This is a genomic window from Candidatus Pantoea edessiphila (genome assembly GCF_002933335.1).
Taxonomy (GTDB): Bacteria; Pseudomonadota; Gammaproteobacteria; order Enterobacterales; family Enterobacteriaceae; genus Pantoea_C.
In genome coordinates this window covers 12,461-25,027 of record NZ_PDKS01000003.1, presented here as the reverse complement: position 1 = coordinate 25,027, position 12,567 = coordinate 12,461, and the positions used below count along the sequence as shown (strand labels likewise).

Below are 12,567 nucleotides of genomic sequence, written 5' to 3'. Positions count from 1 at the left end.
TTAATTATCTAAATGATATTGTAAAATTTTTCTTGTCTCATTATTTCAAACAAACATATACCAGTTGCAACTGATACATTCAATGATGATATACAACCATACATTGGAATACTTACTAATTCATCACAATACTTTCGAGTTAAATAACGTATACCAGTACTTTCTGAACCCATTACTAATGCTAAAGGAAGATTTAATTTCTTTTGATATAAATTAGACTCTGATGTATTTGTAGTACCTACAACTAAAATATTGTGTTTTTGCAATAAGCATAAAGTTCTAGATATATTTGTAACTCTTATTAATGGTACATGTGCTGCAGCACCACTAGATACTTTTTGTACTGTTTCATTAAGTGAAGCTGAGCGATTTTTTGGTACTATTACCGCGTTTACTCCAGCTGCATCAGCAGTACGTATACAAGCACCAAGATTATGAGGATCAGTAATACAGTCTAGAACTAATAATAATGGTTTTTTTACATCATCAATAATATTTTTAAGAAAGTTTTCAGAATATTGATTTATATATTTAATTGTTGCTAATATACCTTGATGGTTATCACCTTTTTTTAATTTACTGTCAATATATTTGCGGTCTACTAAATTAATTTTAACACCTTTTTTTTTAGTAATGAATGTAATAAATGCAAACGATAGTTATTTGTATTTTTGACAATAAAAACTTCTTTTAAATTTTTAATATTTATATTTTGTATAATTTGTATAGCGTTAATTCCAAAAACAATATTTGTCATAATATATTATATTTTTATTGATGTTTGATTTTATACTAACACAATTTTTAAAAGTTGTTGAGAAACTATTATATAATAAAAATTTCATGCTAATACGCTAGAATGTTCTATATTTTTATTTTGAAATTGCATTTTTTTATTAAATATTTTTGGGCTAGAAATTAATGTAAAATCAATTCTTCTGTCATTCATATTTACAGCTAAAATATGAACTTTTACTGCATCTCCTAATCTATATATATTACCACTGGATTGACCTATCAGACGCTGAGATATTATATCTAATTTATAATAATCCTTTTTTAAAGTTGAAATATGTATTAATCCTTCAATAAAAAACTCGTTTAAACGGACAAACAAACCAAAATTGGTTACGCTAAAAACAATTCCATCAAATATTTTTCCTATACGTTTTTTCATGAAATCACATTTCAACCAATCAGAAACATCACGAACAGCTTCATCTGCACGACGTTCAGTAAGAGAACACTGATAACCTAGTTTTGTTATATCTTTAATAGTATAATGATATCCGCCAGTATCAACAAATAGATTTTTTATTTTATGTTGAGATAATAAGTATTTAAGAATTCTGTGTAATATAAGATCTGGATAACGTCTAATCGGAGAAGTAAAATGTGTATAAGAAGTTAATGCTAAACCAAAATGACCTCTGTTTTGTGGAGCATAAATTGCTTGTTTCATAGAACGTAATAGCATAATTTGTAACATTTCAGCATCGGGCCTGGTTGCAATTTTCATTAATAGCAAAGAATAATCAATTGGTTTAAGTTTTTTGCCTTTTGATAGTCCAATACCTAATTCATTTAATACAACATTAAAATTTTTAATACTATCGTCACTAGGACGATCATGGTCTCGAAATAAAGTAGGTTCTTTACTTTTTTCTACAAAACTAGCTGTGGCGAAATTAGCTAAAATCATACATTCTTCCACAACTTTATGTATGTCATTACGAAAAACTCGTTTTATCTGATCAATACGATTTTCTGAATTAAAAATGAATTTAATTTCTGCAGTTTCAAAAGAAATACCACCTCTATGTTGACGAGCTTTCTCCAATACTTGATATAATTTATGAAGATTTTGAATAATATTTTTTAATAATACATATTTATCACGTAAATTGTTATGTTCTTTTAGTATATTATAAGCTTCATCATAAGTTAATCTTGCATGCGAATTCATTATTGCTTCATAATGTTTAAATTTGATTAATTTACCTTCAGAAGATATGTGCATTTCACACACCATACATAAACAATCTACTTGGGGATTAAGAGAGCATAGCTCATTGGAAAGTATTTCGGGCAACATAGGTATTACTTTTGATGGAAAATATACTGAAGTACCACGTAAAAATGCTTCTTTATCTAAAGGTGTTCCTGGTCTCACATAATAGCTAACATCTGCAATAGCAACCCATAAACGCCATCCATCATATGTTTCTTCACAATATAATGCATCATCAAAATCTCTTGCATCTTCATCATCGATAGTAATTAATGGTAATTTTCTTAAGTCAATTCGGTCTATTTTAGCGTCTTCTGTGATCTGTTGAGTGAAATTATTAATTTGTAATTTTGCTTCTGCTGACCATTTATATGGAATTTCATGGCTTCTTATTGCTATGTCAATGGCTAGATTGGTTCCTATATTCTTACCAATTATTTCAATTATTTTACCAATAGCTTTATCGTTAGGTTTAGGGCGCTGCAGTAATTTTACTACTACTATAGAATTTTCACTAGCCATCAAATTTAAATTTGATGGTATAATTATATTAAAGTTTAATCTGCTATCATCTGGTACAACAAAACCAACACCTAATTTATTTTGACGATAATGACCAACAATGTTTTTATTACGTGGTTTGTTTATTTTGATTACACGTGCTTCTTGACGTCCTTTACGATCATTATTTATTAATTGTGCTATGATAAAGTCACCGTGCATACAATATTTCATTTGTTCTGTTGATAAGTAAAAATCATCCTTATGACCTTCTACTCGTAAAAAACCATAACCATCTCGATGACCAATTACTTTACCTTGGATTAAATTAACATTTCTTTTGGGTAAAATATAATTCTTCTGACAATCTGTCAGTAATAATTGACCATCACGTTTCATTCCTAGAATACGATAACGTAAAGCCTCAATTTTATTTTTATCACTTAATCCCATTAATTTAGTTAGTTCTATAAAATTTATTGGCTTTTTCTGTTGCTTAAAAATTTTTATTATAAATTCACGACCAGGAATAGAATTTTTATGTATTTTAGTTTCCCTTTTATGAGAAAAATATTTTGGCATAATAGTTCCTAAGACATCACTAAACATCTAATATCAATATTCATTAATTATAAATTAGTAATATTTTAATTTATTAAAATATATAAACACTGTTATTTAAAATCACATCATTTTTTAATTCATTTAATTTTAATTTAAAAAAACATAAATTATAGTATTATGTATTTAAATAATATGTTATATATTCAAATTATTGTAGTTTAATAAAAATTTTATTTATTTAGGATACCTCTAAATATGTAATTATATTACTAAATTGTAAAATATAAAATTTATTTAAAATGATTTATCAGGATAATACAATAGAATATTATTAATTAAATAATTAACTAAAGTTATTCTGTGAACTAATAAAAATGATAAATTTTAATATGATTTGTAAAAAAATGTATAATTTTATTTACATTTGTTATTTAATATCAAAAGGATCTCTGATTATTATAGTATCCTGTCTATCCGGACCAGTTGAAATTATATCAATTGGTATTCCTAGTAATTCTTCTACGCGATTTAGATATTTACGAGCATCTTTGGGTAAATGATTTAGATTTCTAATTCCATATGTTGGTTGATTCCATCCTGATAATGTTTCATATATTGGATGAGCTTTTTTCCATTTTTCAATAGTCAATGGTGTGTTAAATAATTTATTGCCATCTGGCATTCTATAAGCTGTACAAATTTTTATTTCGTCTAATTTATCTAATATATCTAGTTTAGTTAAACAAAGACCTGAAATTGAATTTATTTGTATTGATCGACGTAATAATACAGCATCTAACCAGCCAGTTCGACGCTTACGACCAGTAGTTGATCCAAATTCTTGTCCTGTATGACATAATAACTTTCCCATGTCATCATAAAGTTCAGTAGGAAATGGTCCTGATCCTACTCTTGTAGAATAAGCTTTCATAATACCCATTATATAATTGATATGACATGGACCAACCCCGGTGCCAGTTAAAACTCCCCCTATTGAAGTACTTGAAGAAGTAACATATGGATATGTTCCATGATCAATATCTAGCATAGCACCTTGTGCTCCCTCAAATATGATAGAATCACCACGATCACAAGCAGCATGCAGAATTTCTGGAACATCTACTATAATATTGCGTAAATAATCAGCAATAAACATTGTTTTACTAAATATTTTGTTATAATCTACTGTGTTCGATTTGAAGTAATGTACTAATTGAAAATTGTAATAATCGACTAGTTCTTTTAATTTATTTGCAAAAGTAGTTGAGTCAAATATATCACCTAGGCGTAAACCACGTCTTGATACTTTATCTTCATAAGCGGGACCTATACCTCTCCTAGTCGTACCAATTGCTTTAATTCCCTTATGTTTTTCTCTTGTAATATCCATGGCTATATGATATTCAAGGATTAGAGGACAGGATGAAGAAATCAACAAACGTTTAAGTACGGGAATGTTTTGATTTTTTAGTAATTTTATTTCTGCTATTAGAGCATCAAGAGATAGAACTACACCATTGCCAATAATACTCATCACATTTTCTCTTAGAATTCCTGAAGGAATTAAGTGTAAAATAGTTTTTTGGCCATTGGTGACAATTGTATGACCAGCATTATGTCCTCCTTGATATCTAACTACATAATTTGCTCGTTCAGTAAGTAAATCAACTACCTTACCTTTACCTTCATCACCCCATTGAGTTCCGATGATTACTACATTTTTAACCATTGATCAAAATCACCTCTAAATTGAAAATAAAATTTTTGTTTCTAAGTCAATAATTGTCCAATTTATAAAAATAATCATATTTAATAAATTAAAAACACATAGTTAATGCAAAAACTAATGTTTATATACTAATCTAATTAAAAATAAAATATATCAATTGAATCGTTACTAGTTATTTTATAACCAATAATTTTTAATGTATATTAATGAAAGGGTGTTTCATATATTTAAAGAATTCATTATCAAAATTTAATATTATCAGATCTCTATTTTTATCAAATATTTTTTTATAAGCATTGAGACTTTTTATAAACATGTAAAACTCTATGTCATTTTTAAACGAATCAGTAAATATTTTTGTTACTTGAAGATCGGTATCTCCACGAATAATTGATGCATCACGTTTTGCTTCATCTATAATAATAGTTGCTTGATAATCAGCTTTTTTTTGGATGTTTTTCGCTTCTTCTTCTCCTTCCAAAATCTTGTTTTGCGCTATTGATAGACGTTCAGAACTAATTCTATTAAACAAATAAGATATTTCATTATTAGGTAAATCAATATTATTAATTTGCATATCTATGATTTTAATGCCTAACATTTGCATAATATTGGAATTTAATACAGATGTGTGTCTTTTTGAATGCTCTGAGTTTACCGTATCTATCATTTTTTTTGTTTTGCTTGTTTTTGAATTTTTTAATGAATCACAAAAATCTTTTACTAAGTTAATATTCAAATCTCTTATAATATCTTTGATATTTAAATTAGATATTTTTGTTCGTAAAATATCATTAGATATATGATCTAATAATATTTCTGTTTTATAATCATTCCCTCCTGTAGACAGGTAATAATTTTGAAAATCGCTAATACGCCATTTAATATAATAATTAACAATAATTTCCTTTTCTTCCTTAGAAAAAACATGATTTAATTGTACATTTAATGTATGAATGCGATTATCTGAAATTTTAATGACATCAATAAATGGTATCTTAAAATGTATACCTGATTCTAATACTATGGGATCATGATTTTGATTTTTTACAACTTTATTAAAACGTGTTAAAATAGCGTTATTTCCTTCGTGTACTATAGTAAACGATAATTGAAATATTATTAAAATTATCAATATTAATATGAAAGTTATTTGTCTATGCATGAATGTATTCTCTCTTCACGCTTAATATCGTCTCTTATAGCATTTTGCCTACGTTGATCCATAATATTATTACTATCATTGTTACTTGAAATTTTATTTTTATTACAACCTGTGTTATCAGAAACTATTGGTAAATGATTGATATTATTTATTGCAGTTTTTTTGTCTGTAAATATTGAGCTTTTATTTGATAATAGATCAGAGGGTATTAAGATTAGTTGGTTTTTTTTATTATTAACTAAAATTTTTGTAGAATGATTCAAGATATTTTTCATTGCTTCAATGTATAAAAATTCTTTAGTGATTTTTGGATAAGATTTATATTGTGCAAGTATTTTTGCTATTTTTTTTGCCTCGCTTTCAGCTTTTAATAGCTTATGTTTTTGGTACATGTTAGCTTCTTCAATAATATTTTTAGCTTTTTTTCTAGCAATTATTTGAGTTTTATTAAAATAAGATTTTGCTTTCTGTATAGATTGTTCTCGATTTTTTTTTGCTTTAATGACATTGTCAAATGCTGATTGTATTTCATCAGGAAGATTTAATGATCGAAAATCAACTTTAATTATATTAATACCCATTTTATAAGGACGAATAACTTCATCAATTTGATTTTTTGTGTTATCACAAATAATGCTATATCCTTTATTTAAAATATCTTCTATGCTTGTTCTACCTATAACATTACGGAGAGAACTTTTAGTAGCCTGTAATAAGCTATCTTCGACATTTATTACCGAATACAAGTAATATTTTGGATTAATAATTGTATAATTCAAATTAACTTCAGCATATACCAGGTTTTCATCTGAAGTTAACATAAGACCTGAAATATTTAATTCACGTATTTTTTTTGTATTTATGATTTTAACGTTATCTATAAAATTTAACTTCCAATTTAATCCTGGTTTGGCAAAACAATTAAATTTACCAAAACGAGTTACAACGCCACATTCTGCTTCTTGAATAGTATACAAGCCACTTAATAACCAAATGGCTAATAAACTTGCTGATATTGTTAAAACCAATTTGAAAGTTACAAAATTATATTTTTGGGTGTTATTAGATTTACTACCAAGTTGTTTCAGTTTATTTATTAGTTTTTTTAATATATACACCACATTATAAATTTTTAAATTTGATCTGTTGTTCTTGTTTTTATTATTGCGATTTTTATCTTGACTCCATGGATTATGATCTTGTTTGTTATTTTCGTTATGATCGCACACCATGTGCTTCACTCCATTTAAATATGTTTAGTTTACTATCTGGTTTTTTGTTAAATTATTTAACGAAAATATTTTGTAATTCATGGTTAAATATATTTTAAGTTGATTAAAATATTTCTTAAATAAAAAATATCATAGATTATTATCTATTTAAAAATTGAGAAATTTTATGTAAATGATACAATAATCATTCGGTATAATTTAAAATATATTTTATTTTCCAATAAGATTACTCATCTTATAGTTTGTTCTATAACACTCTTAATAATAAATAGCAATTTAATAAGTACTATTATTGAATATTTTTAATACTTTACTTGCAGCTATTTGAATATTATCACTATCCAACCAGTGAAGGTTATTCCATTTACGCATCCAAGTAATTTGACGCTTGGCTAGTTGTTTGGTTGCGCAAATTCCCTTATAAACCATATCTTCATATTTTATTACACCACTTATATAGGACCACATTTGACGATAGCCTACACATCTCATAGAAGGCATATTAATATTTAAATCACCCCTTTCGAATAAATATCTAGATTCATCTTCAAATCCTGATGCTAGCATGTTTTTAAAACGCAATTCAATACGTTTATGCAATAATTCTCGACTATAAGGCATAATAGCAAATTGATATAAATCATATTGTAAAGGTTCTTTAGATAATTTTTTCATTTCTGTAAACGTTTTTCCAGTAATATAAAACACCTCTAAAGCTCTCTGAATTCTCTGTAAGTCATTAGGATGAATAAGATATCCAGATTTTGGATCTATTTTGCATAGTTTTTCATGTAAAAAATTAGTACCTTTTTCATTTGCTATTTGATCTATTTTATGACGAATATAAAAATCAGCAGAAGGTAAAATTGATAAACCTTCAATTAAAGTTTTAAAATAGAACATGGTTCCACCAACAAGACAGGGAATTCGATCATTTTTTAATATTTGCTTCATTTCTATTAATGCATCTTGTCTAAATTCTGATGCAGAATAACGTTCAGATGGATCTTTTATATCTAATAAGCGATGAGGTGTTGATGACAATTCTTCCGGTGTCGGTTTTCCTGTGCCAATATTCATTTGACGGTATATCAATGCTGAATCTACACTTATAATTTCTATGGGTAGCATCTGATGTAATGTGATTGCTAGTTTAGTTTTTCCTGAAGCAGTTGGTCCTAACAATAAAATAGCTTTAGGCTTGTTAGTAATGTTTAATTTATTCATCATTAAACATTTTTATTGTATTTTTAATATCAATATGTTGAATCAAATTTGCTGGAGGTTTTGTGAGTAAATCAGGACAAAAATATTCAATTTCAGCCAATAGAATATTTGCTTTTAAAATATTCCAACTGATAACTTTACTTTTGTCTTCATAATTTCCTAACCAATGTACTAGTTGTTTGAAATAATTTTTCTTTTGCTGATTCAAATGATTTAACATTGCATATATTAAATTTTTTAAATTATATTCATGAAAAGTCGAAGGTATTGCATGTAATGTTAAATGATCTTTTTCTATCATTAAATCTATTCCGGTTTTTTTTATTAATGTATGGTTATCTTTTAAAATTTTACAGTATAGCTCATTAATTTTAATTTTTAATGGAAACAATAATGGACGAGATTTAAAATAAGTTTCACAATGTTTTAATTGTGCTTTTCTTAAATAACATAAGGAAGTAGGTATTGACATTAAAATTAATTTTTGATTTTTTTTCAATAAAACATAACTATTATATAGTATAGCTAACAACTGACCAAAATAATTTGAATAAGTAAATGAACTTGGTAATTTATAAATGCCTGTCATATTGTTTTTTATGGCATTAGATACATCTTCTTTAAAGTACCAATCTGGTAGGGAAAAAGTATTATTTTGAGATTCGCTATTATTGATTTCTAATTCATTTTTATTTTCTTTGTGACATGATTTAATTGTAGGATTATTTACAATAATACATTTTGCTACATTAGTAATACCCTGAATAATAAAATGATTTATTAATCTAGGCTCATAGAAACGAATTTCTTTTTTTGTAGGATGGATGTTGATATCAATTTGGCAAGGTTTGATTTCTAAGTAAATTACATAAGCAAGACGTGAATTGTTTTGCAATATAGAACGAAATGATTGTCGAATAGCATTGTTAATTAATTTGTTTTTTACTATTCTTTTGTTAACATAAGAATATTGTAAATCGTTAATTATTCTATAAACATTTACCTCTGCTATCCAACCATGAATAAATAGATCATTACTTCTATGATTGATAGACAAACTATGTTTATTAAAATCAGCTCCAAAAATAAATTTCAATCTTCTTTGTATTTCTGTCTCGGTTGTTACTACTGGCTGGTAATATACAAGATGTTCATCGTGACTTAAGGATATAGAAATATCAAAACGAGACAATAATAATTGTTTCAATATATTATCTATATTATTAAACTCAGCTTTTTCTGTTTTCATAAATTTACGACGAACTGGTGTGTTATAAAATAAATCTAACACTTTTACTGTAGTTCCAATTGGATGAGTTGCTGGTACTATTTGGTGATTTATTTGATTACCTTCTGTGTAAATTTGCCAGGCTTGATTGTGTGCCTGAGTTCTCGAAGTTAATGTTAAACGCGAAACAGAACTTATACTAGTTAAAGCTTCTCCTCTAAATCCTAGACTTGTTAGTGATTCTAAATCCTCTATTGAAGTTATTTTACTAGTTGTATGCCGTTGTAGAGCTAAAGATATTTCATTTTTAACAATTCCATAACCGTTATCTTGAATTTGAATTAATTTTTTTCCACCTTGTTTAATATGAATATCTATACGATTAGCACCTGCATCAATGCTATTTTCTACTAACTCTTTAACAACTGATGCAGGACTATCAATAACTTCTCCAGCTGAAATTTGATTGATTAAATAATGAGGTAAAACTTTGATTGCCATGATTAGTTATCCCACAAAAACCATAACTAAAAAATACTTTATCTTTTATTTAATTATTATAATTACATATTATAAGAGTAATAAATAAAATGATAGTGTATCATAAATCAGTTATTTGTTGATAATGCCAGTTATAAATAAAAAACACATAAGTGTTATTTAATCAATTTATTTATAAGTAATAACAGACTAAAAATAAAGTTAAAGATCTTAGATTAATAGGCATTTAACTCACAGCAAAACATCAAATAATGCATAATTATATATAAAAATCATTGATGTCAGATAAAAACTAATTTCTTATATTACATAATTGATTGATCCAATTTATAGCAACAGATGAATATGGAATTATTGTTGATTCACGTTCATTATCTGAATAAGATAAAATTAATGCTAAATCAGGCAAAGGTAATATATTATTTCCTCTTTGAGGCCATTCCACTATACAAATAGTATTGTTATCGAAATATTCATAAATATCTATAAAATCTAATTCATTTTCATTAGTAATTCGATAAAGATCGATATGGTGTAATATATTGTTATTTATTGTATAAGATTCAATAAATGTATATGTTGGACTTTTAACCAAACCATAATAACCTATTGCATTTAAAAAGCCTCGTACAAAAGTTGTTTTTCCAACTCCTATATCACCGTAAAGATAAATATTTGCGGAGCAATTAAAACATATATTACCTAATTGTTTTCCTAGTTCTATCGTATTTTTTTCATTAGATAGTCGGCAAATATAGTTTTTCATATTTATTTTTCATATTAGGGTTGACAAATTTCCAGAGAACCTTAAATAAATCTGTAGCTAATATACCTCGTGAACCTTTATAAGAAGCTAATTCGTCTGCTGCAGAACCATGTATTACACAGCCTGCACAAGCAGAATCAAATAATGTCAAGTTTTGACCTATCAAGGATGCTATAATACCACTTAATACATCACCCATACCGCCTGATGCCATACCTGCATTACCAACATCTGCAATCGCTGTATTACCTTTTTCATCAGCAATTATAGTGCCTGAGCCCTTTAATACTACAACCCCACCATATTTATCAATTAAAGATTTTACAGCATATAACCGATCTTGTTCTATTGTAGAGGTGTTTACATCTAATAAAATACTTGCTTCACCAGGATGAGGTGTTATAACTCTATTATTGCGCTTATCTTTGAAAACAGAAAGAAAATTCAGTGCATCAGCATCCCAGACCATGGGTTTAGTGCTCTCAGATATTTTTTTTAATATCTCTGTTCCCATGTCATTATTTCCTAACCCTGGACCAATAACTATTACATCTGCCCACGATAATGATTTTTTCAGTAAATCATCGTTTGTTAATTCATCTATCATAATTTCAGGACGAGTAGTAATTATAGGAATCATATTTGCTTTATAAGTGAGTAATCTAACCATTCCGCTGCCTGTCCTAAGTGCTGCTTCTGCTGTCATAAAGATAGCACCTACAGTTCCAATGTTGCCACCAATTACTAGTAATTTACCATTGTCACCTTTATGTGAAGTTGGTTTATGTGGTTTTAGCCAATGTGATAAAAATCTAGAATCGCAACGTAATATTGGTGCTTTTTTATTAAACAAAAAAGATTTTAATCCTAAATCAATATAATAAAGTTTTCCAATATAATCTCTGGCTTTTCCTGTTAACTGTCCTGGTTTCAATGCAATAAAACTTAAAGTATGTGATGCAGCAATAACAGCTCCAGGTACATAACCGGTGGATGCAAACAAACCAGAAGGTATATCAACAGATAAAATTGGAGCACAATAATTATTTGCTTTTTCAATTAATTGTGAACACATTTGATCAGGAATACGATTAATACCTGTACCTAATAAAGCATCAATAATTATATCTACATTATCAGGCCAAGATATACTTGGTTCATTAATTGTTCCATGTATTAATAACCAAGATTTGTAGGCTAATTGAGCTTCTTTAGAATGTGTTATCCTAGTTCCTGTATAAGAAATTAATGTGACTTGTTTTCCAGATATTTTAGCTATGCGAGCTGCTATATATCCATCCCCACCATTATTTCCATTGCCACATAAAAACAACCAATGTTTTGCATTGGGCCAGTGAATAGAAATGTGTTTATAAATTTCATTGCCAGCACGCAACATAAATTCATATAAATTAATGCCAAGGTATTTAGCACCATCTTGTTCTAATTGATTTAACGAATGCACAGGCCAAACAGAAAATGGTAGATGATTTATGTAATTGTTTTTTGTTTTTTTAATCAACTATAAGATCTCCAAATGTTATTCAAGATAATTATCATTTGATTTATCCAATTTTTAAGTAATATCATGATGATTATAGATGATATCAATATGATTTACATTTTCAGGAGATGAATAAATA

8 protein-coding genes and 1 pseudogene are annotated in these 12,567 nt (G+C 27.1%); all 9 read right to left on the bottom strand.

Annotated elements, in window-relative coordinates:
* Nucleotides 1–8 precede the first annotated feature (8 nt).
* Nucleotides 9–757: pseudogene (gene rlmB / locus CRV11_RS02400) on the bottom strand (23S rRNA (guanosine(2251)-2'-O)-methyltransferase RlmB).
* Nucleotides 758–841: 84 nt separating this feature from the next.
* On the bottom strand, nucleotides 842–3,094 hold the full coding sequence (gene rnr / locus CRV11_RS02395; protein ID WP_136131745.1) for a ribonuclease R: 2,253 nt from the start codon (nucleotides 3,092–3,094) through the stop codon (nucleotides 842–844).
* Nucleotides 3,095–3,503: 409 nt separating this feature from the next.
* Nucleotides 3,504–4,805 carry an adenylosuccinate synthase gene (locus tag CRV11_RS02390; RefSeq protein WP_136131744.1) on the bottom strand — a complete coding sequence of 434 codons (1,302 nt, stop codon included), beginning with the start codon at nucleotides 4,803–4,805 and terminating at the stop codon, nucleotides 3,504–3,506.
* A 193-nt stretch (nucleotides 4,806–4,998) separates the two neighbouring features.
* Complete coding sequence (gene hflC / locus CRV11_RS02385) at nucleotides 4,999–5,970, bottom strand: protease modulator HflC (protein WP_136131743.1); 972 nt, start codon at nucleotides 5,968–5,970, stop codon at nucleotides 4,999–5,001.
* Nucleotides 5,955–7,202 (bottom strand): FtsH protease activity modulator HflK, encoded by a 1,248-nt coding sequence (gene hflK, locus CRV11_RS02380; protein WP_136131742.1) that lies wholly within the window; start codon nucleotides 7,200–7,202, stop codon nucleotides 5,955–5,957. Before hflK ends, hflC begins: the two co-directional genes overlap by 16 nt.
* Nucleotides 7,203–7,478: 276 nt before the next feature.
* Nucleotides 7,479–8,429 (bottom strand): tRNA (adenosine(37)-N6)-dimethylallyltransferase MiaA, encoded by a 951-nt coding sequence (gene miaA, locus CRV11_RS02375; protein WP_136131741.1) that lies wholly within the window; start codon nucleotides 8,427–8,429, stop codon nucleotides 7,479–7,481.
* Nucleotides 8,422–10,158 (bottom strand): DNA mismatch repair endonuclease MutL, encoded by a 1,737-nt coding sequence (mutL, locus tag CRV11_RS02370; protein WP_136131740.1) that lies wholly within the window; start codon nucleotides 10,156–10,158, stop codon nucleotides 8,422–8,424. Before mutL ends, miaA begins: the two co-directional genes overlap by 8 nt.
* Before the next feature lie 292 nt (nucleotides 10,159–10,450).
* Nucleotides 10,451–10,924: a tRNA (adenosine(37)-N6)-threonylcarbamoyltransferase complex ATPase subunit type 1 TsaE gene (gene tsaE, locus CRV11_RS02365; RefSeq protein WP_136131739.1), complete on the bottom strand. Its 474-nt coding sequence runs from the start codon at nucleotides 10,922–10,924 to the stop codon at nucleotides 10,451–10,453.
* Nucleotides 10,896–12,446, bottom strand: coding sequence for a bifunctional ADP-dependent NAD(P)H-hydrate dehydratase/NAD(P)H-hydrate epimerase (gene nnr / locus CRV11_RS02360; protein ID WP_136131738.1), 1,551 nt, complete (start codon nucleotides 12,444–12,446; stop codon nucleotides 10,896–10,898). Before nnr ends, tsaE begins: the two co-directional genes overlap by 29 nt.
* Nucleotides 12,447–12,567: the final 121 nt, after the last annotated feature.